Source organism: Pseudomonas cichorii (assembly GCF_018343775.1).
GTDB lineage: Bacteria > Pseudomonadota > Gammaproteobacteria > Pseudomonadales > Pseudomonadaceae > Aquipseudomonas > Aquipseudomonas cichorii.
Window position 1 is genome coordinate 3382469 of the sequence record NZ_CP074349.1, and the last position, 26792, is coordinate 3409260.

At 59.3% G+C, this 26792-nt stretch carries 19 protein-coding genes and 1 pseudogene; 18 read left to right on the forward strand and 2 right to left on the reverse strand.

Annotated features, from left to right (window positions below; translation table 11 throughout):
• The first annotated feature begins 120 nt into the window (after window positions 1-120).
• The 18 genes and pseudogenes from KGD89_RS14120 (at window position 121) to KGD89_RS14205 (ending at window position 21524) form a co-directional block, all read left to right on the forward strand.
• Window positions 121-873, forward strand: a complete 753-nt coding sequence (locus KGD89_RS14120) for an SDR family oxidoreductase (RefSeq protein ID WP_025260424.1) — start codon at window positions 121-123, stop codon at window positions 871-873.
• A gap of 106 nt (window positions 874-979) precedes the next feature.
• Window positions 980-1681 (forward strand): amino acid ABC transporter permease, encoded by a 702-nt coding sequence (locus tag KGD89_RS14125; protein WP_025260425.1) that lies wholly within the window; start codon window positions 980-982, stop codon window positions 1679-1681.
• Window positions 1682-1687: 6 nt separating this feature from the next.
• Window positions 1688-2431, forward strand: coding sequence for an amino acid ABC transporter permease (locus KGD89_RS14130; protein ID WP_025260426.1), 744 nt, complete (start codon window positions 1688-1690; stop codon window positions 2429-2431).
• A 22-nt stretch (window positions 2432-2453) separates the two neighbouring features.
• Window positions 2454-3182 carry an amino acid ABC transporter ATP-binding protein gene (locus KGD89_RS14135; RefSeq protein ID WP_025260427.1) on the forward strand — a complete coding sequence of 243 codons (729 nt, stop codon included), beginning with the start codon at window positions 2454-2456 and terminating at the stop codon, window positions 3180-3182.
• A 68-nt stretch (window positions 3183-3250) separates the two neighbouring features.
• Entirely contained in the window at window positions 3251-4084 is an 834-nt protein-coding gene (locus KGD89_RS14140) for an ABC transporter substrate-binding protein (protein ID WP_025260428.1), read from the forward strand.
• 150 nt (window positions 4085-4234) lie between these two features.
• A complete protein-coding gene (locus KGD89_RS14145; RefSeq protein WP_025260429.1) occupies window positions 4235-4423 on the forward strand; it encodes a hypothetical protein in 189 nt (62 codons plus the stop codon).
• Between the two features lie 241 nt (window positions 4424-4664).
• Window positions 4665-5207: pseudogene (locus KGD89_RS26430) on the forward strand (SrfA family protein); the annotation flags it as partial.
• Between the two features lie 126 nt (window positions 5208-5333).
• Entirely contained in the window at window positions 5334-6662 is a 1329-nt protein-coding gene (locus KGD89_RS14155) for an SrfA family protein (protein WP_051427784.1), read from the forward strand.
• 11 nt (window positions 6663-6673) lie between these two features.
• Entirely contained in the window at window positions 6674-9811 is a 3138-nt protein-coding gene (locus KGD89_RS14160; protein ID WP_025260431.1) for a virulence factor SrfB, read from the forward strand.
• Window positions 9808-12501 carry a putative virulence factor gene (locus KGD89_RS14165; protein ID WP_025260432.1) on the forward strand — a complete coding sequence of 898 codons (2694 nt, stop codon included), beginning with the start codon at window positions 9808-9810 and terminating at the stop codon, window positions 12499-12501. Before KGD89_RS14160 ends, KGD89_RS14165 begins: the two co-directional genes overlap by 4 nt.
• A gap of 3 nt (window positions 12502-12504) precedes the next feature.
• Window positions 12505-13521: a hypothetical protein gene (locus tag KGD89_RS14170; protein ID WP_025260433.1), complete on the forward strand. Its 1017-nt coding sequence runs from the start codon at window positions 12505-12507 to the stop codon at window positions 13519-13521.
• Between the two features lie 2 nt (window positions 13522-13523).
• The gene (locus KGD89_RS14175; RefSeq protein WP_260413915.1) at window positions 13524-15503 is read left to right on the forward strand and encodes a vWA domain-containing protein; all 1980 of its coding nucleotides are present in this window, start codon (window positions 13524-13526) and stop codon (window positions 15501-15503) included.
• Window position 15504: 1 nt separating this feature from the next.
• Entirely contained in the window at window positions 15505-16197 is a 693-nt protein-coding gene (locus tag KGD89_RS14180) for an ABC transporter ATP-binding protein (protein ID WP_025260435.1), read from the forward strand.
• The gene (locus tag KGD89_RS14185; RefSeq protein WP_025260436.1) at window positions 16181-17404 is read left to right on the forward strand and encodes an FtsX-like permease family protein; all 1224 of its coding nucleotides are present in this window, start codon (window positions 16181-16183) and stop codon (window positions 17402-17404) included. Before KGD89_RS14180 ends, KGD89_RS14185 begins: the two co-directional genes overlap by 17 nt.
• 28 nt (window positions 17405-17432) lie before the next feature.
• On the forward strand, window positions 17433-18941 hold the full coding sequence (locus KGD89_RS14190) for a formylglycine-generating enzyme family protein (protein WP_025260437.1): 1509 nt from the start codon (window positions 17433-17435) through the stop codon (window positions 18939-18941).
• A 32-nt stretch (window positions 18942-18973) separates the two neighbouring features.
• Window positions 18974-19708 (forward strand): hypothetical protein, encoded by a 735-nt coding sequence (locus tag KGD89_RS14195; protein WP_025260438.1) that lies wholly within the window; start codon window positions 18974-18976, stop codon window positions 19706-19708.
• 7 nt (window positions 19709-19715) lie between these two features.
• Window positions 19716-20216, forward strand: a complete 501-nt coding sequence (locus KGD89_RS14200; protein ID WP_025260439.1) for a hypothetical protein — start codon at window positions 19716-19718, stop codon at window positions 20214-20216.
• Window positions 20217-20264: 48 nt separating this feature from the next.
• A complete protein-coding gene (locus KGD89_RS14205) occupies window positions 20265-21524 on the forward strand; it encodes a vWA domain-containing protein (RefSeq protein ID WP_025260440.1) in 1260 nt (419 codons plus the stop codon).
• A gap of 62 nt (window positions 21525-21586) precedes the next feature.
• Here the strand turns inward: KGD89_RS14205 and katG are convergent, their stop codons facing one another.
• Together katG and KGD89_RS14215 are read right to left on the reverse strand one after the other, a co-directional pair.
• The gene (gene katG, locus KGD89_RS14210; protein WP_025260441.1) at window positions 21587-23848 is read right to left on the reverse strand and encodes a catalase/peroxidase HPI; all 2262 of its coding nucleotides are present in this window, start codon (window positions 23846-23848) and stop codon (window positions 21587-21589) included.
• 290 nt (window positions 23849-24138) lie between these two features.
• A complete protein-coding gene (locus tag KGD89_RS14215) occupies window positions 24139-26562 on the reverse strand; it encodes a glucose/quinate/shikimate family membrane-bound PQQ-dependent dehydrogenase (RefSeq protein WP_025260442.1) in 2424 nt (807 codons plus the stop codon).
• Between the last annotated feature and the right edge of the window lie 230 nt (window positions 26563-26792).

The following is a 26792-nucleotide window of genomic DNA, read 5'->3' on the forward strand; positions in this document are numbered from 1 at the left end:
CTGCAAGAAACGAATCATAAGAGACGCTTATAGCCACACAGCCAATCCGTCTTGGTCGCCGGGGTTTGTGCTGGATAGAGTCGATGCATGAGCAACACACAGCATTCAGAGGTAAACGCAATGCCATTTTCCGATTACAAAACCGCGCTGGTCACGGGCGCATCTTCCGGCATCGGTGCCGCTGTGGTTGAGCGTCTGTGCCAGGAAGGTATCGAAGTTCACGCGCTGGCCCGCAGTGCCGACAAGCTGGCCGATCTGGCGGCACGTACTGGCTGTATCGCCCACGCAATCGATGTCACCGATCTGGCCGGGCTGACGGCACTGTTCGGGCAATACAACTTCGACATTCTGGTCAACAACGCCGGCGTCGACCGTCCGGGCTCGATCCTGAAGGCTGACGCCGAGGGCATCGACTTCCTGATCGACGTTAACCTGCGTGCCGTGCTGCATCTGGCACGCCTGGCCTTGCCGGGCATGGTCGAACGCGACAGTGGCCATATCATCAACATCAGCTCGATTGCCGCCGCTTATAACTTTGGCGGTAACTCGACCTACCACGCCACCAAGGCGGCGGTGAGCATGCTGTCTCGCCAGTTGCGCATCGATGCCTTCGGCAAGCGTGTGCGGGTCACCGAGATCTGTCCGGGCCGGGTCGCCACCGACATCTTCGCCCACGTACATGGCGACTCAGAAGAAACCTACAAGCGCTTCGTCGAAGGTTTCGAGCTACCCGTCGCCGCCGATATCGCCAATGCCATCGCCTTCGCGATTGCCGCGCCGGTGTCCATGAACATCGGCCATATGGAAATCACCCCGACGCTGCAAGTGCCTGGCGGCCTGTCCACTGCACGCCCACAGGACTATCAGGGCTGAAAGCGTCACCCCCGAGAACAGAACGGATCAATCCGTCACATGCTCCCTGGCCGGGCCGGACGCCCGGCATTTTTTCTGCCCCTACCCATGCTGATAGGGATTGACCATGAAGCAAGACTTCGATTTAGCCCCGATCCTGCAAGGCGAATACGCCGAGCTGATCTTCAAGGGCATCGAAATGACGCTGCAACTGGCTTTGTTCGCCTGGTGTCTGGCCATGGCCCTCGCGCTTGTGCTGGTGACCGTGCGCCTGACCGGTAACAAATACGCCAATCGCCTGGTAGCGGCCTATGTCTCCTACCACCGCAACGTGCCAACACTGGTGCAGTTGATGCTCTGGTATTTCGGCATCCCGACCCTGCTGTCCAGCTCCACACAAATCTGGCTGGCAGGTTACAACACCGAATACCTGTTCTCGATCATTGCCCTTGGCCTGTGCCAGGCCGCGTATTTCAGCGAAGACATCCGCAGCGGCCTGCGCGCCATTCCTGCCGGACAGACTGAGGCTTCGCGGGCGCTGGGCATGGGCTACGTGCGCTCGATGCGTTACGTGATCCTGCCGCAAGGCGTGCGCAACTGCCTGCCGTCGCTGATCAACCATACGGTGCTGTTGTTCAAGAACACCAGCCTGGCCATGGCCATCGGCGTCATGGAGTTGACGTACGCAACGCGGGAAGTCGAGAACTACACCTTCCGCACCTTTGAAGCCTTTCTGGTGGCTTCGGTGGTGTACCTGGCCTTTTCGCTGCTGCTGATGGCCCTCGGTGCCCTGCTGGCCAAGCGATTCAACAAAGCGTTGGCGAGGTAAGCGCACATGTTCGATATCTTCACGATTCTGCAGCAGAACTGGGCGCTGTTCCTGATCGGCCAATACCCCCACGGCCCGCTGGGCGGTCTGGCAAGTACTCTGATCCTTGCGGTTCTGGCGCTGCTGTTCGCCTTCCCCCTCGGTCTGTTGCTGGCACTGGCAAGGACGTCGCCCTGGAAAGCACTGCGCTGGCTCTCGACCGTATGGGTCTATGTGCTGCGCGGCATTCCGCTGCTGATGGTGATCTTCTGGACCTACTTCCTGGTGCCCTTGATCATCGGGCACAACATCACAGGTTTCACCACCATGCTCTGCACCCTGGTCATTTACCAGAGTGCCTATCTGTGCGAAATCATTCGCGGCAGCATCCAGGCGTTGCCGAACGGTCAGTACGAGGCCTCCCGCGCTCTGGGCATGGGCTACATGCGTACCACAGTCTGGGTGATCCTGCCTCAGGCACTTTATAACGCGCTGCCCAGCCTGCTTAGCCAGTTCATTTCCATCATCAAGGAAACCTCGCTGGGCTATGTGATCAACGTGCAGGAAATAACCTTCGCCGCCAACCAGGTGAACAACCAGTTACTGACCAAGCCCTTCCAGGTGTTCTTCATTCTGGCAGTCATTTACTACCTGCTCTGTTTTGGCCTGACCCATCTGGCCGACTGGCTGGAACGTCGCATCGCCCGCAAGCGCCTGGGCACCACCGTTGCTGCCGTTACCGACAGCCCTTTGCCTACCCCTATCAATTGAAGAGGGCTGACTCATGCGTCCAATGATCATGTTTTCCAACGTCAACAAGTGGTACGGCGAGTACCAGGCCCTGACCAATCTCACGGCCCAGGTGAATACCGGCGAAGTCGTGGTGCTGTGCGGCCCTTCCGGTTCGGGCAAATCGACCCTGATTCGTACCGTCAACCGCCTGGAAGATATTCAGGAAGGCCAGATCCTGTTCGACGGGCAAGACGTACACGGCACCGACGCCAACGTGAACCGGCTGCGCAGCCGGGTGGGCTTCGTATTCCAGAGCTTCAACCTGTTTCCGCATTTGTCGGTGCTGGACAACATCATCCTGTCGCCCACCAAGACCCTCGGGCTAAAAGGCATGGCGGCAAAACAGCGAGCGATGCAATTGCTGGAACGTGTCGGCCTGGCGCACAAGGCCGGTGCCTATCCCGCGCAATTGTCCGGTGGCCAACAGCAGCGCGTGGCGATTGCCCGTGCGCTGGCCATGGAGCCACCGGTCATGCTGTTCGACGAGCCCACCAGCGCCCTTGATCCGGAAATGGTGGGTGAAGTGTTGAGCGTGATGAAAGGCCTGGCCAAGGACGGCATGACCATGATGTGCGTGACCCACGAAATGAACTTCGCCCGCGAAGTCGCTGACACCATCTGGTTCATGGATGCCGGACAGATTCTTGAAAAAAGCGACCCGGAAAGCTTTTTCAGCCAGCCCCGACACCCGCGCGCACAGCGTTTCATCGCTGACTTGCGTGCCCATTGATTGGCAAGAACGATTTGCAAGAGCTGCCGCTGGACCGATTACTGATCCTTAATCTTCTGGAGTTCCCCATGCGTATGAAGCATCTGTTCGCCGCTGTAGCGTTGAGTCCCTTGGCAGTAACCCTGGCCCATGCCGATCAATTGAGCGACATCATGGCCAGACAATCCATGAGCTGCGGCGTGTATGCCGACGTTCCGCCCTTCTCCGCACCGGACCCGAAAACCCGTGAGCTGGTGGGCATGGATGTCGATCTGTGTACCGCGCTGGCGAAAAAACTGGGCGTGAAGCTGGAGCTCAAGCCGATGTCGGTGGAAGCACGGGTTCCGGAAGTGAAAATGGGCCGCGTCGATGTGCTGTTCGCCAACCTGGCCTACACCCAGACCCGCGCCGATCAGATCCAGTTCAGCGACCCCTACTACATCGCCAAGGAAACACTGGTAGTGCATGCCGTCAACGCTGACAAGGACAAGGCCTTCTTCAAGGGCAAGCGCATCAGCTCCACCAAAGGCTCCACCTCCGAGCAATCGATCCGCATCGCTGGCGCAGTGCCGGTGACCTTCCAGGACACAGGTTCTGCTTACATGGCCCTGCAACAGAACAAGGTTCTGGGCCTGGTCACCAACACCATGACGGCCATCAAGCTGGTCAACCAGGCCAAGGCGTCAGGGGTGGAACTGGCAATCGTCAAAGAGCCAATGGCGCTGGAGCCGATTGGTGCCGGTATGCGCAAAGGTGAGCCCGCGTTCCTGGCCAAGGTCAACGAGTCCCTGAAAGCCATGGACGACGCAGGCGAAATCGACGCCATCTGGGACCGCTGGATCGGCCCGAACACCGAATACAAGATGGTGCGCGAAGACAAGGTACAAAGCCTGAGCAGCCTGAAGTTCGACCCATTGCCTTGATCGATTCATGACCTGGCTCAACACATGAACCCCAAACGCCCGGCTTTTGCAGGGCGTTTCTTTTTTCGGGTTCAGTTATGAAAGCAGAGCCTGTAGCATCCTGTGGCGCGCCTGTATCCAAAACGGCGCAAGACCCGGAGCTTGAGATAGATGGCACATTCACTTCAGTATCAGGTATCAGACTCCATTCGTGGTATCGAGACCGAAGTCGGCCGACTGCTTGATCTGGTGACCATGCTCAAGGAAGCAGGCAATGAAGACCTGGCCGCAAAAGTCAGCCTGCAGGCACACAGACTGCTTGAGGTGGCTGTGGCGTTGAGGATGGCTTTGGCGGGGTGAGTCATGCGAGGTTAACCACCGCAATAACAGCCAAAAACGCCCTATCGCTGCACACTTCCTCCCCCAGCAATACGCCTTCGACCCGCCAAAACTGCGCGAACAGACCGGCTGATGATTTGTCATCGCGACCCGGAAACCTTTTGTATAAAAATTGACGTAAACATCACTTTGCCATTACTGTTGCGCCTTGCGGCAGCGTCATTGCTTAGCCAACGGATTGAATTACAAGGGAATGTAAAGCATGCAGGCTGCGCTGCTTCGTACGGGCAAAAGTGACGAATTCATCGCTGTAGGCGAAACCGGGCAACCTGTTTACAAAGCAGCCCTACAGTTGATCGCAGCCCTCACCCGCAAAGATCCCTCCCTGGCCAGATTTCTTGCCGTGCCCAAAAGCAACGAGCAAGGCAGCGTGATCGACTGGTACAGCCCGGTCCCCGGCGACGTGGTGCCCTGGAGTTCGGCAAGCGAAGACGAGCGCGACGACGCCAGGGCACAACTGCTCCGATTCAAGGACGCCATCGCAGGCATGAGCAAAGCCTTGGTTCAGGCCGCCAACAAGGATGAGCAAAGAGACCAGATCATCTTTGGAAAATTGCTGGGGCTGATTCCTCATGCACCTGCCGAAGACTACCTGTATCTGGTCCAGACAACTCGCACTGATACCAACGGCGTTAACGAACCCTGCATACAGCCGGTGCTGACTTTCTGGGGTTTCGTACAGAGCGAAGCCGACCGGTATCATGACCCGCTATATTTTCTGGCCCAGAGTCCAATCGTCCCAGACATCTCCTCCTCACCAAGTCCGGCATCTGCTGCAGATGTGACGAAACCGCAGATTACAACCACATCCGTTACATCTGGCCAGCCTAATCCATTGCTTCGTACGGGCAAAAGTGACGAACTCATAGCAATGGGTGAAACCGGGCAGGCGGTATACAAATCTGCCTTGCAGCTCATTTCAGCACTCGCCCGTAAAGATCCCTCCCTGGCCAGATTCCTTGCCGTGCCAAAAAGCAACGAACAGGGCAGTGTGATCGACTGGTATAGCCCGGTTCCAGGCGATGTGGTGCCCTGGAGTTCGGCCAGCGAAGACGAGCGCGACGCCGCACGGGCCCAACTGTCCCGTTTCAAGGAAAACATCGCCGCGATGAGTCAGGCGCTTGTGCAGGCGGGTAAAAAGGACGGGCAAAGCGACCAGGCCATCTTTGGCAAACTGCTGGGACTGGTTTCGCATGCACCAGACGAAAGCTATGTGTATCTGGTCAAGACAACACGCACCAATGCCAGCGGCGATAACGAGTCCTACATGCAGCCGGTGCTGACTTTCTGGGGTTTCGTAAAAACCGAAACTGATCGTAACCGTGAGCCACTGTACTTTTTGACACAACAGCGAAAGGTTTATGTTCCATCACCCGAGTCGACACCTTCTGTAAACCCAGCCACACCCCAGATGACAGCCACTCCTGTTGTGCTGCGCCCTTGGTGGCGTCGCTTCTGGTGGTTATGGCCACTGCTGCTCTTGTTGCTGGCCTTGCTGTTATTCGGCCTGCTTCGCGGTTGCTTGCCAACGGCTACGTTGCCTATCGGCGGCCTTTCAGTACCGCCTGCAGGTATCGCCACAAACACCATCAGTGCAAGTAGCCAGCCAGTAGAGGGCATGGCGCTCAATGGTTCGACACTGTCAGCCAGCAGGGGCACTGTCAGCCCCACTCAGCCTCAGACACAGACGACAGAACCAGCAGCGATAGCGCCTGGGCCGACAGCACAGTCTCAAGTCAGCGAAACCGCTGCAACCGAATCCGAAGCCGCACCTGAACAGCCAGCAGAACAACCGACAGCCGAAGCCCAGACACCGCAATCCGGAACGCCTGGCGAACCCTTAAGCATTCCGCAGGACACAGGCGAAGGCCCGGCCTCCTTCCTCAACGGCAACTACCGTGCAGGTGCAGGCATTATGGATGCCAAGACTTCCAGACCCTTGCGCCTCCAGTATGCCTTCGAGAAAGGCAAGGGCAACGTCACTATCCGCCGTCCTGACGGCGTGTCCTGCACAGGTGCGGTCGATGCCGCCATGAATGGCGGAAGCCTGGGCATCAACAGTCAGGATCAGGCCAACTGCACCGACGGCAGTCGCTATGACATGCCACAAGTGTCCTGCAAACCGGGTGCCCAAAGCATCGCGGATTGCCAGGGCAACTACGGCAACACTCAATTCCCCATGTCCATGCGGCGCGAATAAAGGCTGGACCCATGCTGCCAGAACTGACTCAATTTGAAGAAACCGTCCACTTGATCAATGACAGCGGGCTCCAGTTCATGGACTTCGCGGTCAAGCTTGATCTGCGTAACGAGCCCGCCGGGCGCTTTGCAAGGATGGGCAACACCCTGATCGCACGCCTGTTGCAGAATCAGGAAAGCAAACAGTACTTCCACTTCGGCCCGGTGGGCACGGCCAGCCAGTCTGGCGAAAGGCTGGCACAGTCACAGGCTCAGGAACGCCTGATCAGTGAGGTCGACGACGAAGATCTGACCCTGAGCATGCAGACCAGCCTCAGGCTGCTCGATGGATTATGGTTGCCCGTCCCCTTCTTTCGTTTCCTGCCACCAGAGCGTTATGACGAAGGCCCGACCAACTGGGCAAGGGCGCGTCTGGTCGAGCTTGAGCAAGCGGATGTAGACGGCAACACTCACCGCCTGACCCTGGCGTTCGACACCCGCGCCATGGCCTCGGCAGCAGGCATGCAGTACCTGGCGCCGACCCGTGACGACATCAATGCTGGTTCATCTTTCCGTCTGGCGTGCCATGCACGCCAGAGCCGCTGGTTTCTGGACCAGAAATGGGTGCAGGACTGGCTGGCGGAAATCTATCGCGAAGGCAACAAACATCGCCCCGGCGAAGACGTCGACGAGGAACTGGTCGAGCAGCGCCACATTGGTCACTACCTGAACTTGCTGAGCCTGATGGCCCGGCCAATTCCCGAGCAGCGTACCAGCGAGCCCGCACGCATCGAGGTACCGGAGGTCAAGCTCACCGCCAACGGCGTCGACTCCATCGACCCGCCCATTCCAGTAGATCTGGTGCTGGACGTCGGCAACTCACGCACCTGCGGCATCCTGATCGAGAATCACGGGCAATCCGGCGACGGGATGAAGCACAACTACATCCTGCAGATCCGTGACCTCGTACGCTCAGAGCGGGTTTACAACCAACCCTTTGAAAGCCGGATCGAGTTTTCCCAGGCCGCCTTCGGCAAGGAAAACTTTTCGGTACAAAGCGGTCGCCATGACGCTTTCCAGTGGCCGACCATCGCCCGCGTCGGAGTTGAAGCCGGACGTTTGTCCGCACGTCGCCGTGGTACCGAAGGCTCGACCGGTCTGTCGAGCCCCAAGCGTTATCTCTGGGATGAAAACGCCTACACCCACGGTTGGCGCTTCAACAACTCTTACGTACAGACCGACAACGAGCCCAAAGCCACTGCTGCGCCCTTCTCACACAAGATCACCAAGCTCGGCCAGGCGTTCTACAAGCTCAAGAACGAGGATGATCGCCTGCCCGCGTTCTCCCCGCAGTATTCTCGCAGTTCGCTGATGACGTTCATGCTCGCAGAGGTACTGACTCAGGCCTTGTCACAGATCAACAGCCCGGCGCAGCGGACCCGCATGGGCCACACCCAGCGGCCACGCCAGTTGTCCAGCATCACCCTGACCGTGCCGCCGGGCATGCCGCAAGTCGAGCGCAGTCTGCTCAATGACCGTCTACTGCAAGCCCTGGCGCTGGTCTGGAAATGCATGGGCTGGCACGAAGGCGACCTCGACCCGAGCAAGGCCAAAGGCCTGAATTCACCGGTACCGGCGCCACGAGTCCCATTGCCACGAGTAAAAGTGGAATGGGATGAAGCCACCTGTGGCCAACTGGTTTACCTGTACACCGAAATCCGCGAAAACTTTGCCGGTCATGCCCAGGAGTTCTTCGACACCCTCGCACGCCCGGACAAGGCCAATCGGGAGCAGATCACCCTGGCCAGCATCGATATCGGTGGCGGCACTACCGATCTGGTCATCACCGATTACGCGCTGGAGCGTGGTGCCGAGCATGCAAGCGGCAGTAACGTATCGATCATCCCCGAGCAGCGCTTTCGGGACAGCTTCAAGGTCGCCGGTGATGACATCCTGCTGGATATCATTCAGCGTTTCGTACTGCCGCCGCTGGAACAGGCACTCAAGGACTTCGGCGTGGTATCGCCACGCTCGCTGCTTTCGCGCTTGTGCGGCGATGAAAGTACCAGTGCTCAGGACGCCATTCTGCGCCAGCAACTGAACCTGCAAGTGTTCGTTCCCCTGGGCCTGCGCCTGCTCAAGGACTACGAGGCATACGACCCGGAATTGCCAAGCCCGGTCCATGACTACAGCTTCGCCGAGCTGCTGGAAAAAGACGCGATCAGCGAACGTATCCATGAATACGTGGCAGGTGGCGTACGCCGTATCGATGGTGGCCGTGACGGCTTCGACCTGGGCAAGGTCGTGCTGCGCATCGACTTGCCTGCCATTCATCAGGCCTTCCTCAAAGGCCAGATCAACCTGAGCAAGATTCTCGATGCCCTGTGCGAAGTGGTGTTCCAGTACCCTTGCGACGCACTGCTGCTGACCGGTCGACCATCGCGCCTGCCGGGCGTACAGGCTTACATACGCCGCAAGGTGCCGCTGCCACCGGGACGCATCGTGCCCATGAACGGTTATCGCACCGGCGGCTGGTACCCGTTCCACCGCAATGGCCAGATCGACGACCCCAAGAGCACGGCTGCCGTGGGTGCCATGCTGTGCCTGCTCAGCGAACAGCGCAAAGTGTCGAACTTCTATTTCAGCGTTGGCCGTCTCAAGCCGTACTCGACCATGCGCCATATCGGCAAGCTGGACGAAAACAATCTGGTCATCGACCACGACATGCTCTACCGGGACGTGATCAAGAGCGACGCCCAGGGCAATGAGTTCCTGCAACTGCACGAACCGCAACTGGAAGGTCCACAACTGCGGGTACTGGGCAAGACCCGTCTGGGTTATCGCCAGTTGAATGCAGAACGTTGGGTCGCGGCACCGCTGTACCTGATCGAACTCACCGAGCGCGGCACTCGCAAACTGGTGGGCAAACCCACAACCGACGGTAAAGAAGCCTGCCTGCTGTTGCGCTTTCGCGTAGAAAGCGCCGACGCAGATCGCAGCGACGCCGACATCATCGCCGAGACACTGATGATCGACGACAACATCGAAAGCAACGTCCTGGATCAATCCTTCGACCGTAAGGACGTAAGGCTGCAGCTCTACACCATGTTGAGCGCTGAAGGCGGTGCCTCCAACTATTGGCTCGACAGCGGGAGCGTGAGTCCGAAATGACTACTCTGACCACCGAACAGATTCAACTCGCACTCGCATGGACATCGGTACACAAGGGCGCTGGCCTGGCCCTGGACTGGGTGGAAGAAGTGGCGGGCAAAGTCGAGGAAGTGGCGGCCAAGGCTGTCCCGCTCAATCGCGACCTGCACCGTGCCCGCAATCTGGCACGCAGTCTGGGTCGAGTCTCCACCACCCCCATGGGCATAGGTTTCTTCGGTTTGTCCCAGGCAGGCAAGAGCTACCTGATTTCGGCTCTGGCCGCAGACAGCAAGGGCCAGCTTCTGACCCAGTTCGGCACCCAGTCACTGGACTTCATCAAGCATGTAAATCCGGTGGGCGGCGGCAAGGAGGCCACCGGTCTGGTCACTCGCTTCACGCGCCGCGCAGAACCCGGCAAGGACCCTCAGTTTCCGGTGGAGTTACGGCTGTTTCGTGAGGTCGAGATCGCCATTATTCTGGCCAATGCCTGGTTCGAGGACTTCGACCATCAGCGCCTGAACAGTCAGATCACCGATGCGCACATCGACGCTCTGCTGCAGCGCTTTGAAGATCACGCGGCCACGCAAGCGACGCCGGGTGTCAGCAGTGACGATGTCGTACTGCTCTGGGATTATCTGGAACACAACTACCCCAACGCCGTGCGCCCGCTGAATGCCCGCTACTGGCAACGGGTAGTCAAGCTGGCGCCAATGTTGTCGGTTCGTGAACGCGCCCAGTTGTTCTCCCTGCTGTGGGGCGGCATCAACAAGATGACCGAAACCTACGAGCAACTGGCAGCCGCCCTGCACCGCCTGGGTCTGGCCGAAACGGTCTTCGCGCCGATCTCGGCGCTGGTCAGCGAGCGTGACGGCCAGATGATCCAGACCAACAGCATCATCAACGTGGACATCCTCAGCCGCTTGGGCGGTAGCGGGGACAGTGCACTGGAAGTCCGCCCGACCCATGAAGGCAACCTGGGGGCACCTGTGTCGGTGAGCAGAGCCGAACTGGCAGCACTCACCAACGAGCTGATTTTCCGTCTGGACAACGAACCGGCCAACGCCATCGTCAACAGCGTCGACCTTCTGGACTTCCCCGGCTATCGCAGTCGCCAGAAGCTGATGAGCATCGACGAAGCCAGTGAAGTGGACAGCAGCGGCGCAACCAACAACCCGGTTGCCAAACTGCTGCTGCGCGGCAAGGTCGCTTACCTGTTCGAGCGCTACACCAATGAGCAGGAAATGAACGCGCTGGTCATGTGCACCAGCAGCTTCAAGCAAAGCGAAGTGGTCAGCGTGGGGCCGGTGCTCAAGAGCTGGATCGACAAGACCCAGGGCGCCAGTGCCCAGGAGCGCGATGGCCGGGCCAGCGGGTTGATATGGGCCTTGACCATGTGTGACGGCTTCATCGGCAGCGCGCTGAACGGCGAAACCGTGCAGTTCCCCGAGTCCTGCGACAACATGCTCAAGCTGACCATGATCGAGCGCTTCGGCAACGAAGAGTGGATGAAACAGTGGGGCAACACGCCGTTCAAGAACACCTATCTGGTGCGCAAGCCACGCTTCAAGACAAGCTTCATCGACCTGGCAGCCGATGGTGAAGAACTCGGTTTCAACGACTCATCCAAAGTCGCCTTGCAGGCTTTGCAGGCAGCATTCGGCAACAACGAACTGGTCAAGCGCCATGTCGCCGAACCGCTGGATGCCTGGCAGGCGATGCTCAAGCTCAACGATGGCGGTATGAGCCGCTTCAGTAGTGCCTTCACGCCAGTGGCTAATATCAACTTCAAGCTGCAGCGTATCTCAGAACAGCTGGATGACTTGATGGTGAAGTTGCTGCCGCGCCTGGAGGAGTACTACGAGGCTGGCGGTGAAGACGAACGGGGCAAGAAAAAAGCCATTGCCAACCTGATCGTGCGCCCCTTCGCCACCACCAAGCACGGTAAATACGTACTGGGTGAACTGCTCGCCTACATGGCGGTGCCGGAAGATCAGTTGCGCGATCTCTATCTGAACGGCGACTTCGACAGCCCGGCTACCGAAACCACCGATGCGGCCCCGGCCGACAGTGCCCCGGAAGTGGAATACGACATTTTCGGCGACGCTGTCACCCCGGCAGCCGAAGCGCCACCTGTCGCAGTGGCCGTGCCGCAATACCAGAGCCATGAGCACCGCTTTGCCCGTGCGGCATTCAACCTGTGGGCAACGCACTTGCGTGGCCTCAGCCGGCGCCAGCATTTGCTGGACCAACTGGAGTTGCCGTCCGACGCCATTGCCTTGCTGGTCAAGGAACTGGTGGTCTGCGCCGAACGTCTGGATGTGCCCTTGCAACTGAGCCAGGCCTTGCTCAAGCGTGCCCAGAGCGGCGTGCGCAGAGAAAACCTGGTTCAGCGCCAGGTGCTGACGGCACAACTGCTGCTCGACGATTTTACCGCCTGGTTCGGTCATACCGCCCAGCCAGCCAGCCAACGGCCTGCCGGCCTGCTGGGCGCAAAGCAGCCGCTGTTTTCTTTCTATCAGAAGGAAATGCCCGGTCGCTTCCCGCTTCTGGCACCGCAAGCCGACGACCAGAGCGTGATCTTCGCCGACGACTGGATTTCCGGCATTGCCATTCACACCCAGAACAATGTGGGCCATCGCAAGGGCAAAGAAATCACGCCCGAGCAGAATGAGGCCCTGGGCCGCGTCATCCAGGCCTTCAAAGCGAGATAACTCATGTCCATCACGATCAAGCTCACTCCCTTGGCCAGTCCGGCTCCCGGACGCGCCTTTCTTCAAGTACGTGGTTGGGAGCATGATGCTGGCAACCTGGAGTTCGCCATCCAGCGCAATCAGGATGATTACTACCTGCAGCATGACCAGCAATGGGGCAATGCGCCCTGCTGGTTCGCCCAGCACTTCGTGGAAGATGCCGACGGCGACTCGATCAGCTATGAAGCTGGCCCGGAAATCGTCGATCCGTTGCTGCTGAGCTCTGTGACGAGCATCTTCAACTTTCGCCTGCGCAGCCCGGACGGCAGCGCTGAAGATGAAAACCCCATGCGCCTTGCTCCCGGCCTGAACTCATCCCTGGCGGTGAGTGCAACCAATGTGGGTGCAGCGCAAACGACTGTCAGCCTTGGGCAGCCTTCGGTAATACCGCAACCGGTTGTCGAGCCCGTGGCCGAACAGCCAGAGGAAGTACAACCGCTACCCGAACCCATCGCCGAACCACCGACACCGGCCAAAAGCCGCACGGCCCTGCTGCTGATCGGCGTTCTGGTCTTGCTGGTTATCGCGGCGGGCTTGTGGTTCTGGCTCAAGAAGCCTGTGACTCCCGAAGCCGTTGCACCTGTAACGACTCCGGCAGTCGTCGCAGAACCGGTGCCCGCCCCGGCCGTAGCCGCGGTTCCTTGTAGCATCGAAGCATTGAGCAAAGAGACTGAACTGAACTTTGTCCAGAGCTGCATCAAACAGGCACCCGACAGCGCGACGCTGCTCAAGGTCATCGAGCTGGCCAAGGCCAACAAGCAATGTGGCGTCGCGCAGCGGCTGTACGCCAACCGCGCCCAGGCAGGCAATGTCGAAGTGGCTCAGGCCTATGCCCGCGAGTACGACCCCAAGTACCTGCAACCCAGCGCCTGCTTCACCACTGCGGACAATGCCACTGCCGCTTACTGGTACGAGACCATCCTCAGCTATCAGGCCGACAACGCTGAAGCAGCAGAGCGTCTGAAGGAGCTCAAACCGTGATCCTGCGCAACGTCTCCCTGACACTCGCCACCTGCCTGTGCTTGAGCAGTGGCTACGCCCTGGCCGCCGACAAACCGCTGCTGCAGGAAGGCAAGAAGACTCTGTTCCAGCGCGTACTCACCACGCCCGGATGTCACTTGAGCACTGCTGCCGGTGGTACTCCCGGCGCGGAGCAACCGGCGTTCAGCCGTTTCTATGTTTACGAGCATGCCACCGCAGGCAATGCAGAGTGGCTGAAGGTCGGCCCGGACAGTTTCGGCAAGACCAGCGGCTGGTTGCCCGCTGCCTGCACCGTGGACTGGAAGATGCAGTTGACCCTGGCCTTCACTAACCCGGCCAACCGCGACCGCTTGATGTTCTTCAAGGAGCGCAAGACCCTGGAAGGCATCCTCGACGCGCCGGACCCGGTGAGTCATGTTGCCCCGCTGCGGGCCAAGCTCAAGCAGAACACGCTTGCGCCGGGCGTACTGGCTCAGGAGCCTGAATACTTCATCGACATGCACAAGCAGTTCTACCTGCTGCCGGTTCTCAGTGGCGAAGAAGTCATGACCGAAGCAGGCTTTCGCACACGCATTCTCAATGTTGCCTCGGTCAGCAAGGCTGATCCGGCAAACGCCGTGCCAGCAGGCCAGGCCGGTGCAGTACAGGGTCAGGGCCAGCTACCTCCAGACGCTGCCAGCCAGCTCAAGGAGTTCAGCGCCGCCGTCGTGTTCGTGATCGATTCGACCATTTCCATGGACCCTTACATCGAACGCACTCGCGAAGCCATCAGCAAGGTCTACGCGCAGATCGCCAAGGAAAACCTTGGGCGCCAGGTGAAGTTCGGCCTGGTGGCGTTCCGCTCCAGCACCCAGGCAGTACCGGGGCTGGAATACGTCACCAAGATGTATGCCGACCCCAATACCGTGAAAGATGGTGATGACTTCCTGGCCAAGGCCGCTGATCTGAAGCAGGCGAAAGTATCGAGCAAAAGCTTTGACGAAGACTCGTATGCAGGGGTCATGCAGGCCATCGAACAAGTGGACTGGAGCCCCTTCGGCGCCCGCTATGTGGTGCTGATTACCGATGCAGGTGCTCTGGAAGGCGACGACAAGCTGTCCAAGACTGGCCTGAATGCCGAACAGGTACGCATCGAGGCCAGCAACCCTGGCGTGGCCATCTACACCCTGCACTTGAAAACAGCCGCAGGCGTCAAGGATCACGCCAAGGCCGAAGCCCAGTATCAGGCGCTGTCCACCTATACCGGCACCAACACCTCGCTGTACTACCCGGTGGATGCCGGCGACCTGAATACATTTGGCAGCAAGGTCGACACGCTGGCCAGTGCGATTACCAGCCAGGTGAAAGCCGCCTACATGGGCGACGATGCCATTGGCAGCGCCATGAACGCCAAGGCCACCCCCGCCGAACAGAAAATGCTCGACGATGCGGCGCTGATCGGTCATGCCATGCGCCTGGCCTATCTGGGTGAGAAAACCGGTACCCAGGCACCGCCGGTATTTCAGGCGTGGATTGCCGACCGTGACCCGATCAAGCAGAACGTCCCGACCACGGATGTGCGGGTGCTGCTGACCAAGGCGCAACTCAGCGACCTCAGCGACGTGCTGAAGAAAATCCTCGATGCCGCCAACGAAGGCCTGATTTCTCCGAGCGAGATGTTCGATCGCCTGCGTTCGGTTGCCGCCACCATGGGCACCGATCCCAATCAGCTCAAGCAGAACGGCACCGCCAAGCTGTCGGAACTGGGCGTGCTGGGGGAATACCTGGAAGACCTGCCCTATCACAGCGAAGTGCTGAACCTAGATGAGGAAACCTGGAAAAGCTGGGATGGTCTGGCTCAGGAAAAATTCATCCGCACCCTGTCGACCAAGCTGCGCCATTACCAGGTGTACAACGCCGATGTGGACCGCTGGGTATCACTGGCAGAAGGCAGCGACGCCCGTGACAACGTTTACCCCGTGCCGCTGGAAATGATGCCCTGACATGCTTCGGATCAAGGGACTGAAGATACAGCGAGGAACCGGCTCGAACGCGCACCGGGTTCATGTGCCCGAGTTGAACCTGGCACGCGGCGCAGTGCTGGCGATTACCGGCGAGAGCGGATGCGGCAAAAGCACACTGCTCGAAACCCTGGGTCTGCTGCTGGCTCCCGAAGCCCTTGGTCAGTATCGCCTGGGCAATCAGGATATTGCTGCCCTGCTGGCCGCCGACGATCAAGTGGCCCTGGCCGATGTACGCGCCCGCTCACTGGGTTTTGTGCTGCAAAGCGGCGGGCTGCTGCCGTTCCTCAAGGTCAGGGACAACATCAACCTGCCCAGACGCCTGCTGGGGCTGAGCAACAAAAGCGCTCATGTAGAGCGAGCCATCGACGCTCTGCATCTGGGCCCCTTGCTGGACAAGCTGCCTCAGGCTTTGTCCATCGGCGAGCGGCAGCGGGTTGCCTGCGTGCGCGCCATTGCCCATCAACCACAACTCTTGCTGGCCGACGAACCCACCGCGGCACTCGACCCCCACAACGCGCGGCAACTGTTCGAGTTGCTGCTGGGGCTGGTGGACGAACTGGGCCTCAGCGCGCTGGTGGTCTCCCATGACTGGAGTCTTGTAGGCAGCTTCGGCCTGCCGCGCCTGAATGCCGTCAACCTGCCAGGGGAGACGCGCTTTGAAACAGTCCATTGAACGCCTCTGCCTGTTGGCAGGCCTGGCTCTGGCCGACCTCTGGCATGACCGAAAGGTGTCCTTGTGCATAGCGGCCTCGCTGGTGGCAGTGATCGCTCCCCTATTGTTGTTATTCGGGCTCAAACATGGCGTGGTCAGCCAGTTGCAGGACGAGTTGTTGCGCGACCCGCGCAATCTGGAAATCAAGCTGTTGAGCAGCGGCAACTATGACCAGCATTGGCTGAACACACTGCAACAGAGGCCGGAAACCGGCTTTGCCCTGGGCATGACCCGCTCGCTCAATACCCAGGCTGACCTGATCGGCAGCAAAGGCCGTTTTGTCGATAACACCGAAGTCATTCCCACCGCTGTCGCAGACCCGCTATTGAACATGCCTGCCAGCGCACTCCTGCCCGGCCAGGTGATTCTCAGCTCTGCAGCTGCCGAACGCCTTTCCCTGAGGGTCGGCGATACCCTGCGCCTGCGTGTGCAACGGCGTCTGGACGGCGCTCTGGAAAGAGGCGAAACCACTCTGACGCTGGTTGCCACCCTGCCTGCTGCGGGCTTTTCGCGCCCGGCAGCATTCGTCTATCCCGACCTGCTGCTGCAACTGGAACGTTTTCGTGATGGCTATGCGGTCGATGCCCTGGGTGCCACAAGCGGTCAGTCAGCAGAACACCTGGCGCCCCGCTATGCCCGCGCTCGCCTGTATGCACGGGACATAGAGAGTGTCGCGCCGCTGGAGCGCTGGCTGAACGCGCAGCACATCGAAACCGGCAGTCGACTGGCCGACATCGAGAATGTCAAAGCGATAAACCACGTGCTGGGCGTGATCTTCGGGGTGATTGCCGGTGCGGCCCTGCTGGGCTGTATCGCTTCGCTGGTGGGTGCCTTTCTCGCCAATATCGACCGTAAGCGTCGCAGCCTGGCATTGCTGAGACTGCTGGGTTTTACCGGCCCGGCGGTTGCCGGTTACGTGGTCATGCAAGCCGTCGTGCTGGCATTGGCGGGCTACCTCGGCGGCCTGTGTTTCTACCTTGCTGGCAGTCAGGCTTTCAACCAGTTGCTGGGTGGTCAGCGCATCACCGGCAGTTTCGTTTGCCATATCACCCCTTTGCACGGCCTGGCAGCGCTGGCGCTCGCCCTTGCGGTCGCGGCGCTGGTCGCGCTGGTCGGTGCCACACGGGCTATCAGAATCCAACCTGCGGAGAGTCTTCGTGAACTCTAGACACTGGCGCCACTTGCTGTTTGTGCCACTGGCCCTGGCCAGCCTTCAGGCTTCGGCGGCCTGGGAAGAGAAACTCTACAACCCCATGCCCGCTGCCGAAGACGTGGTACTGCCCATGCCTTGCGACGGCGCCATGGTGTTTCGCAAAGTGTTCATTCCTCTGGCCGGCCCGCTGGACGACTACCCCATCAATATCGGTGGCGACAACAGCGAATGGGGCTATGTGGAACAGACTCACCCGGCCTTCATCGCGGGCAGCTTCACCGCCGAGAAAACCGCAAAATCGCGTTACTACCTGCTGGCCAAATACGAGATGACGGACCTGCAATACCGCTCCCTGACGCAGGCAGAATGTCCGACGCCCTCGAACAAGCAACGACTGCCAGCGGTATCCCTGAGCTGGATGCAGGCCATGGAAGCCGCCGACAAATACAACCTCTGGTTACGCCAGAACGCAGCCGACAAACTGCCCAAGGAAGATGGCGTGGCAGGTTTCGTACGCTTGCCGACCGAAGTGGAATGGGAATTTGCCGCTCGCGGCGGGCTGAACGTCAGCACTGCAGAGTTTCGGGACCTGCGCTATCCGATGCCGGATGGACTGAACGCTTATGAATGGTTCGCCGGGGCACAGTCTTCCAACGGGCAGTTGCAACTGGCAGGCCTGCTCAAGCCCAATGCCCTTGGCCTGCACGATATGCTCGGCAACGTCGATGAGATGATGTTCGAGCCGTTCCGCCTGAACAAGCTCGACCGCCAGCACGGTCAGGCCGGTGGCTATGTGGTGCGCGGTGGCGACTACCGCACGGCTCAGGGTGAGTTGCGTAGCGCTTTGCGCAAGGAGCGCAATTACTACGAAGACAAGACTGCCGCTACCAGCAAGACTACAGGCCTGCGTCTGGCACTGGTGTCCAGCACTCTCACCTCCCGCGAACGGGTCAGCAGTATTGAAAGCAGCTGGAAAAAACTTGGCACCGGCAGTGGCGAAACAGCTCAGGGTAACGACAAGAATGCCGTGCAGGCGCTTGGCACTCTGGCTTCGGGCGTTGCCGACGAAGCCCTGAAGGAACAGCTCAAGACCCTGGAAAACCAGTTGCGCGCCAGCAACCAGCAGCAGGAAGAAACCCGTGACCAGGCCATACGCGCCAGCCTCAATCTGGGTGCGTTCCTGTGCACCAAGATGCTCGACGACGGCAAATACCTGGACTTCCTGCAGAAGAACTACGAGCTCAACTGCTCGGCAAGCGAGCAGGACAGCAGTTGCCCGATGCGCAAAAGCAAACTCGACGAACAGAAAGATCGTCTGCACAAGCTAAGCCGCTACTACGCCAGCAGTCTGGTGGATTCCGGCACCCTTTATGGCGAACCGCTGCTGGCCCGACAAGTACCGATCATGGGTGAAATCGTCGCCCGCAACGAACAGCTCAAAGAGCTCAAGCCGTATCTGCAGACCCACTGGGTCAATCAGCAGGCCTTTCTCAAAACCCAGAAAATCGACACCGATGCCTGGCTTGGCCGCTGCAAGGCCGTCAGTCAGTAATTCGATGCACCTTTACCACCAGGAGCTGTAGCATGAAACAAGTATGTGATTATCTTCCCAAGGCCATGCTAGGTCTGTTTCTGTCCGTCAGTCTGGTACTGGGCGGTTGCGCTCACACAGGCAGCAATATGCTTGGCGAGACCGGCACGGCACCCGACCCGCGCCTGACCCAGAGCGCCGACGCCAAGTTCTTCTCCACCTCAGGCCTGACAGCCTGTGCCGGTGCTGCTGGTGTGGGCATTCTGGCCTGCGCAGTAGCCAGCCCCAACGACAAGGTCAAATGCATGGTGGTAGCCGGTATCGCCGCGTGTGGCGTGGCCATGGGTGCCAACTATTACTACGACTATCGCCGCAGCCAGTACTCCAACACGACCCAGCGTCTGCAGTTGATGAATGACGAAGTCAAAGCCGATACCGATAAAGTCGCCTTGCGTACCGCCACCCTGCAGCAGGTGATCAGCGACGACAAAGGCCGTATCGCCGATATCCAGAAGTCCATCCAGAACAAGACTGTGGACAAGGCCAAGGCCCAACAGGAAATCGCAAGCGTCGACAGCAACCTGACGCAAATGCGCAAAGACCTGGATGGCATGCGCAACAAGGTGACCGAGTACCAGAAAACCGCGCAACTTGAGCGCACCAACGGCGGCGGCAAGCAAGTTACCGAAATCGAAGGTGAAATTGCCAAGATGAACACCAAGGTCGCGTCCCTGCAAAAAGAAGTCGACGGCCTTTACAGCCAGCGCTCAGCTATCACTCTGGGTTGAGGTGGACATGATCATTCGCGCATTGCTGGTCAGTTCAGGGCTGTTGCTGTTGGGTGGCTGTGCCACTCAACCGGGTAGCTGCGACTCAAACAATACCGAGGCCAGCCTGATCACCAAGATGAACTGCGATCATTCGGGTGGCTACAGCGACCAGATCCGCCAGCGTGAGCAGGCCTTGGCGGCGGCACGCAACGAAAACGCCGCCTTCCACGAGGTCTACGACAATCTGGTGGCCCAACAGCAAGCCACCAGCAAAAACCTGGCCGAACAACAACGCCAACAGGCCGTGCTGGACACGTCCATGAGCAAACTGCTGGGTCAGCTCAAGACTCGTCATGCCAACAAGTCCCAGGTCCAACAGCAGATCGCCGACCTGGAAAAGCAGATGGCCGCTCAGAAAAAACTCACCGCCAGCACAGATCCGTCAGTAATCGAAGCCCGCAAGCTGGAGCTCAAAACCCTGCAGCAGAAGGTTTCAAGGCTGCAACTCAGCCTCGGCTACGAATGACCCTTTCTTGAGGCCCTGCGGGGCCTCTTCCTGTTCTGGACCCGCACCATGCAACGCATCACCCGCGACGCCACATCCCATCCTCCAGAACTGCTGCGTAGCCTGGAAAGCAAGGTCGAACTGCTGCACCGTCACTTTCCGCCCAGTGTTGCCAGCCTTTATGCCATCCCGCGAGCCGGAACCCAGGACACGCTGCAATGGTGGTCGGAACTCGGAGGCCAGCCGCTGGCCTATGAAAGCCTTGGTCCCACAGCACGGCAAGCGCTTCTGGCTCGCTACGAACAACGCCAGCAGGCCATCCAGCAATTGGCGGATGAGCTGAAAGCCCGCGGCAAGACCGAGGATTCTCAGGCACTGAACACCCTGATCGGTGCGCCGGATCTGGACAATCTCTACAGCCTGAACGACGAACCGGTAGTGGTTCGCTGGGGCCTGAAACCCAAATTGCCCCCCGTTTCCAGTCCCATACCTACGCCTCCACCCGCGTCTTTGCCCAGAGTGACGCCAAATCGCTGGTGGCTGCGCATTCCCCTGTGGTTGTTATTGTTGCCTTTGCTGCTTCTGTTGCTGTGGCTGCTCTGGACCTGGCGAGGCAGCTTGTGGAACCTGATTTATCCAACGCCTGTAGAAAGTTATGCCTGCACTGCAAACGCGCCCAAACCGGATTTCGTGGTGGTGCTGGACACCTCCGGCTCGATGAACATCAACATCAATGCAACGGCCGCAGACGAAGAATGGCTTTTTCAGGTAGGCCAGAACCTGCCTGAAACCAACCCTAGAAAAGCCCGTCTGCTGGCAGAACCCACGCGCATGACCGTGGCCAAGCAATCCTTTGCGGCCATGATCGATCAACTGCACCCGGACATCGATACCCGCCTGATTACCTTCAGGGGCTGCACCAATACGGTGGATCAGGGCTTGTTCGGCCGCAACGCACGGCCACAACTGATTGCCGGCGTCAACCAGCTCCAGGCAGATGACGGCACACCTCTGGCAGCCAGTCTTGCCAAGGCAGCCAGCAAGGTCGACGGGCGCTTCACGGATGCGGTGGTGGTGATGTTTGTCGACGGAGAAGATGGTTGTGAGCAGAACGCTTGCGAGGTGTCGGCACGTATCGCCAGCCAGCAGCCAAGGCTGCGAGTGAATGTGGTCAATATCAGTGACAGCGCCCTGTCCAACTGCATCGCCGAAAACACGGGAGGCCGAGTTTATGCGGCAAACAATGCCGTAGAGGTGCAGCGCATGCTGCGTGAAGCCATGGATGAGGTATCGGACAAACCGAACTGCTCGGGCGAGCAGAGGCCATAACGGACCGGAGAATGGCCTGAAGCGGCTTGCACCGCTTCAGGTTGTTACTTACCGGAATGGCTTCAGACGTCGAAGCGATCCAGGTTCATCACTTTGGTCCAGGCCGCAACGAAGTCGCTGACAAACTTCTCCTGGGCGTCAGCACTTGCATAGACTTCGGAGATTGCCCGCAGTTGAGCGTGGGAACCGAAGACCAGATCGACGCGTGTACCGGTCCATTTCACCTGACCGGTCTTGCGATCACGTCCCTGGAAGGTGTCGTTAGCGCCTGAAGTCGCATTCCACGCGGTCCCCATATCGAGCAGGTTGACGAAGAAGTCATTGGTCAGGGCCTCTGGCCGCTGGGTAAACACACCATGCTGGCTGCTGTCGGCATTGATATTCAGAACCCGCAGGCCTGCCAGCAGCACGGTCAGTTCCGGTGCGGTCAGGGTCAGCAGTTGCGCCTTGTCCACCAGCAGCGCTTCGGCCGATACCTTGTAGTTGCCTTTCAGGTAGTTACGGAAGCCATCGGCGATGGGCTCGAGGAAACCGAAGGATTCGACGTCTGTCTGCTCCTGGGAAGCGTCGGTGCGGCCCGGTGTGAACGGGACCTTGACGCTCTGCCCGGCATTGCTGGCCGCTTTTTCGATGCCTGCGCTGCCTGCCAGGACGATCAGGTCGGCCAGGGAAATCTTCTTGCCGCCAGCCTGTGCGCTGTTGAATTCGGCCTGAATCCCTTCAAGGGTTTTCAGCACTTTCGCCAGTTGCTCGGGCTGGTTGACCGGCCAGTCTTTCTGCGGAGCCAGACGGATACGCGCACCGTTGGCACCGCCGCGTTTGTCGGAACCCCGGAAGGTCGACGCCGATGCCCATGCGGTGGACACCAGTTGCGAAACAGACAGGCCCGAAGCCAGGACCTTGCTCTTGAGAGCGGTAACGTCGCTGTCATCCACCAAGGCATGGTCGAGTGCTGGAAGCGGGTCTTGCCAGAGCAGTTCTTCGGTGGGGTTTTCCGGCCCGAGATAACGTGCCAGCGGCCCCATGTCGCGGTGGGTCAGTTTGAACCAGGCACGGGCAAAAGCGTCGGCCAGTTGATCCGGGTTGGCGAGGAAGCGACGGGAAATCGGCTCATAGATCGGGTCGAAACGCAGTGCCAGGTCGGAGGTCAGCATGCTCGGCGCATGTCGTTTTGAAGGGTCGTGGGCATCAGGCACAGTACCGGCGCCCTCGCCGTTCTTCGGTGTCCACTGATGCGCGCCTGCCGGGCTTTTGGTCAGTTCCCAGTCGAAGCGGAACATGTTTTCCAGGTATTCGTTGCTCCACTTCGTTGGCGTGGACGTCCAGGTCACTTCCAGACCGCTGGTGATGGTGTCAGCGCCCTTGCCGGTGCCAAAGCTGTTTTTCCAGCCAAAGCCCTGCTCTTCCAGGCCAGCGGCTTCAGGCTCGGCGCCCACATGGCTTGCCGGACCTGCACCGTGGGTCTTGCCGAAGGCGTGACCGCCCGCGATCAGGGCAACGGTTTCTTCGTCGTTCATGGCCATGCGGCCGAAGGTTTCGCGAATATCCTTGGCGGACTCGACCGGGTCCGGGTTGCCTTCGGGACCTTCCGGGTTTACGTAGATCAGGCCCATCTGCACGGCGGCCAGCGGGTTTTCCAGGTTACGGCCTTCGCTGTCGGTGCGCTTCTCTTCGCTGCCATGCAGCTCAGGCTCGGCAACCAGAACGCCCTCGCCCGGTGGCTGAGTCTCCTTGCCATAGCGGGTTTCACCGCCCAGCCAGGTCTTTTCGGACCCCCAGTACACATCTTCTTCTGGTTCCCACACGTCAGGGCGACCGCCGGAGAAACCGAAGGTCTTGAAGCCCATGGACTCCAGCGCCACGTTGCCGGTGAGGATGATCAGGTCGGCCCAGGAAATCTTGCGGCCGTATTTCTGCTTGATTGGCCAGATCAGGCGACGCGCCTTGTCCAGGCTGACGTTGTCCGGCCAACTGTTGAGTGGCGCAAAACGCTGTTGACCCGCACCGGCACCGCCACGCCCATCGGCTGTACGGTAAGTGCCGGCACTATGCCAGGCCATGCGCACGAACAGCGGCCCGTAATGGCCGAAGTCGGCTGGCCACCAGTCCTGGGAGTCGGTCATCAGGGCATGCAGGTCTTTCTTTACGGCCTCCAGATCGAGGCTTTTGAACGCTTCAGCGTAATCGAATGCCTCGCCCAGAGGATCGGACAAGGATGAGTGCTGATGCAGGATTTTCAGATTGAGTTGCTCTGGCCACCAGTCTCGGTTCGTTGTACCACCACCTGCGGCATGGTTGAACGGACATTTTGATTCGGTTGACATTTACGGCTACCTCTTGGTCTGCATCCTGCTATCCGGCCAGGCCTGAAGCCCGGGCCGCGACAGATGATGTCTATGGCATATACAGAGCCCACGCTTGTATGGGCTCCGTTCTCACGGCGGTGCTCGTTACCGACCATCAAGTCACTGTCTCAGGGCTTGGGTCGGCATCGATTAGCCTAGACGAGTCCATGATGCAGAGCTAGAGAGGAATCTGACAGGCAACAAAAAACCCGCGGCCAACCTGATCGGGCGACAGCGGGTTTCGGGTGTTGCAGGGTTGCTTACCAGAGTTACTTGCTGTCAGGCAGCGCGTAAGCGATCACATAATCGCCACGATCAGGGGACTGACGAGCACCACCTGCAGTGATGACGATGTACTGCTTGCCGGTCTTGGGCGAGACATAAGTCATCGGGCCACCCTGGCTGCCAACCGGTAGACGGGCTTTCCAGGCTTCTTCGCCGTTGGCGGAGTTGAAGGCGCGCAGGTAGTAATCCTGAGTACCGGCGATGAATACCAGACCGCCTTGGGTGGACAGCGTACCGCCCAGCGTCGGCATGCCGATCGGCAATGGCAGGTGCATCTTGATGCCCATTGGACCGGTGTCTTCAACAGTGCCCACCGGCACTTGCCAGGCGACTTTCTGGGTTTTCATGTCGATGGCGGTCAGGGTGCCGAAAGGTGGCGCCTGACAAGGAATACCGGCCACCGACAGAAAGCGGTTCTTGTTCACGGCATACGGCGTGCCTTTGAGCGGTACTGCACCCATGCCGGTGTTCAGCGCTTCACCGCCGGACGAGGCCTTGGCATCTTTCTCCTGGGGAACCATCTGGATCCACAGGCCCAGACGCATGTCGTTGACAAAGATGAAGCCATGCACCGGATCAGTGGAAATGCTGCCCCAGTTCATGCCACCCAGGGAACCCGGAAAGCTCAGCGAGACGTCGGTGCCCGGCGCGGTGTACAGGCCTTCGTAACGCATTTTTCTGAACGAGATACGGCACAGCATCTGGTCAAACGGCGTTGCACCCCACATGTCCGACTCCGTCAGGTGTGGCGCGCCGATCTGCGGCATGCCCACCGACAGAGGCTCGGTTTTCGAGTAAGGCTCGTTGGGGATGTTGGACGGTTTGACCGGGATTTCGTCAACCTGAGTCAACGGCTGGCCAGTGGCACGGTCCAGCACGAAAATCTGACCGGCCTTGGTACCGATCACCACCGCCGGTACCTTGCTGCCATCGGCCTTGGTGAAATCGATCAGGCTTGGCTGCATGGGCAGGTCGAAGTCCCACAGGTCGTTGTGAACGGTCTGGTAGACCCACTTCTCCTCGCCTGTGGTCGCGTTCAATGCCAGCACCGAAGCACCGTATTTGTGATCCAACGCGGTACGCTCAACACCATAGATGTCGGTGGAAGAACTGCCCATGGGCAAGAACACGGTATTCATGGCCGGGTCGTAGGACATCGGTGCCCAGCTGTTGGGCGTACTGCGCACGTAAGTGCTGTCCGCAGCCGGTGCGTTCCGGTCCTGAGGATTGCCCGGATCGAAGGCCCAGCGCATTTCGCCGGTGACCACGTCAAAACCACGGATCACACCACCCGGCATGTCGGCCTGAACGTTGTCCGCAACGCGACCACCGACCACCACAGTAGTCCCGGCCATGAGCGGCGCGGAAGACAGTTGGTAGTAAGAGTCCGGAACCTTGCCCAGACCGGCTTTCAGATCAACCTGCCCGTTATTGCCAAAACCCTGGCAAAACTCGCCGGTATCGGCATCAACGGCTATCAGGCGCGCGTCGATGGTGTTGGTCAGCAGACGACGCTGGCAATTGGCGCCAACTGGTACGGAAACAGCTTTGGCAGGTGTGCTGCCATCGGTTGGCTGGGCAACGGCGGCTGTGGCATCAAAGTAAGCCAGGCCACGGCAACGCTGCCAGACCGCCGCCTGAGCGTTGATCTCGTTCTTCCACAGCTTTTTGCCGGTGTCGGCGTCCAGCGCGATGATGTTGTTGTGCGGGGTGCAGATAAACACCTTGTCGCCAATCTGCAGCGGAGTGGTCTGGTCTTCGGCACCATTGCCATTGCTGATTGCGATATCGCCGGTGTTGTAGGTCCAGGCTGGCACCAGTTTCGAGACGTTGCTGCGATTGATCTGGTCCAGCGCGGCGAAACGGCTGCCGCCTTCATCGTTACCGTAGTGCTGCCAGTCTTTCTGGGCTTTTGCAGGGTCGACGCTGGTCAGGCCCGGGCCGTTGCCGGTAGGTGAAACCGAAGCGTGAGGCACGAACATTCCCGCACCTGCCGCAACAATGGCGATGGCCAGAACACCCGCCATAGCATAAGAGGCACCACCGGCCTTCTGGCCATTCGCCTTGCACAACGTCGGATAAATCAGCGCCACCAACAGGCTCAGAACACCCAGAGCGAACAACCGCGAAATCAGCGGCCAGAAATTCAGCCCGGCATCGGCCAGCGCCCAAAGCACTGTAAGCACCATCACCGCAGTGAACAGCCAGACACCCGCAAGGCGTTGCCTGAAGAGCAGAACGCTCGATGCGATCAGGCCAAGACCGGCCAGCAGGAAGTACCAACTGCCGCCAAGCGTGACGAGGTAGCCGCCTCCTGCGGCGAAAAGCAATCCAAATACCAGTACACCCAGCGCGACAACCCGAATGGGCCAGTGACTGAAGAATGCTGAAGGTTGAGACTTAGTCATGTTGCATGATCCTGCTGATGCATGAACGCTTGAGAAAAACGGGGCTTTTCCGGCAGCTCAGAGGCAAAGCCCACGGTAGGATTTTCCGGCTCTGAACATCGGCATCGATGTCTGCGGAAATTATTAACTAAACGGTTACTTTTTTAACGATACCAAAAAAGCCGCCGGCTGCGTCAGATTGTCACCCATGCAAAATGAGAATGACCCTTACGAATTCGGTAACAATTCAT

What these genes read in the sequence shown, in the direction of transcription:
- KGD89_RS14120 (WP_025260424.1), top strand. Translation starts at nt 121, where the DNA reads ATGCCATTTTCCGATTACAAAACCGCGCTGGTCACGGGCGCATCTTCC.
- KGD89_RS14125 (WP_025260425.1), top strand. Translation starts at nt 980, where the DNA reads ATGAAGCAAGACTTCGATTTAGCCCCGATCCTGCAAGGCGAATACGCC.
- KGD89_RS14130 (WP_025260426.1), top strand. Translation starts at nt 1,688, where the DNA reads ATGTTCGATATCTTCACGATTCTGCAGCAGAACTGGGCGCTGTTCCTG.
- KGD89_RS14135 (WP_025260427.1), top strand. Translation starts at nt 2,454, where the DNA reads ATGATCATGTTTTCCAACGTCAACAAGTGGTACGGCGAGTACCAGGCC.
- KGD89_RS14140 (WP_025260428.1), top strand. Translation starts at nt 3,251, where the DNA reads ATGCGTATGAAGCATCTGTTCGCCGCTGTAGCGTTGAGTCCCTTGGCA.
- KGD89_RS14145 (WP_025260429.1), top strand. Translation starts at nt 4,235, where the DNA reads ATGGCACATTCACTTCAGTATCAGGTATCAGACTCCATTCGTGGTATC.
- KGD89_RS14155 (WP_051427784.1), top strand. Translation starts at nt 5,334, where the DNA reads ATGGGTGAAACCGGGCAGGCGGTATACAAATCTGCCTTGCAGCTCATT.
- KGD89_RS14160 (WP_025260431.1), top strand. Translation starts at nt 6,674, where the DNA reads ATGCTGCCAGAACTGACTCAATTTGAAGAAACCGTCCACTTGATCAAT.
- KGD89_RS14165 (WP_025260432.1), top strand. Translation starts at nt 9,808, where the DNA reads ATGACTACTCTGACCACCGAACAGATTCAACTCGCACTCGCATGGACA.
- KGD89_RS14170 (WP_025260433.1), top strand. Translation starts at nt 12,505, where the DNA reads ATGTCCATCACGATCAAGCTCACTCCCTTGGCCAGTCCGGCTCCCGGA.
- KGD89_RS14180 (WP_025260435.1), top strand. Translation starts at nt 15,505, where the DNA reads ATGCTTCGGATCAAGGGACTGAAGATACAGCGAGGAACCGGCTCGAAC.
- KGD89_RS14195 (WP_025260438.1), top strand. Translation starts at nt 18,974, where the DNA reads ATGAAACAAGTATGTGATTATCTTCCCAAGGCCATGCTAGGTCTGTTT.
- KGD89_RS14200 (WP_025260439.1), top strand. Translation starts at nt 19,716, where the DNA reads ATGATCATTCGCGCATTGCTGGTCAGTTCAGGGCTGTTGCTGTTGGGT.
- KGD89_RS14205 (WP_025260440.1), top strand. Translation starts at nt 20,265, where the DNA reads ATGCAACGCATCACCCGCGACGCCACATCCCATCCTCCAGAACTGCTG.
- katG (WP_025260441.1), bottom strand. Translation starts at nt 23,848, where the DNA reads ATGTCAACCGAATCAAAATGTCCGTTCAACCATGCCGCAGGTGGTGGT.
- KGD89_RS14215 (WP_025260442.1), bottom strand. Translation starts at nt 26,562, where the DNA reads ATGACTAAGTCTCAACCTTCAGCATTCTTCAGTCACTGGCCCATTCGG.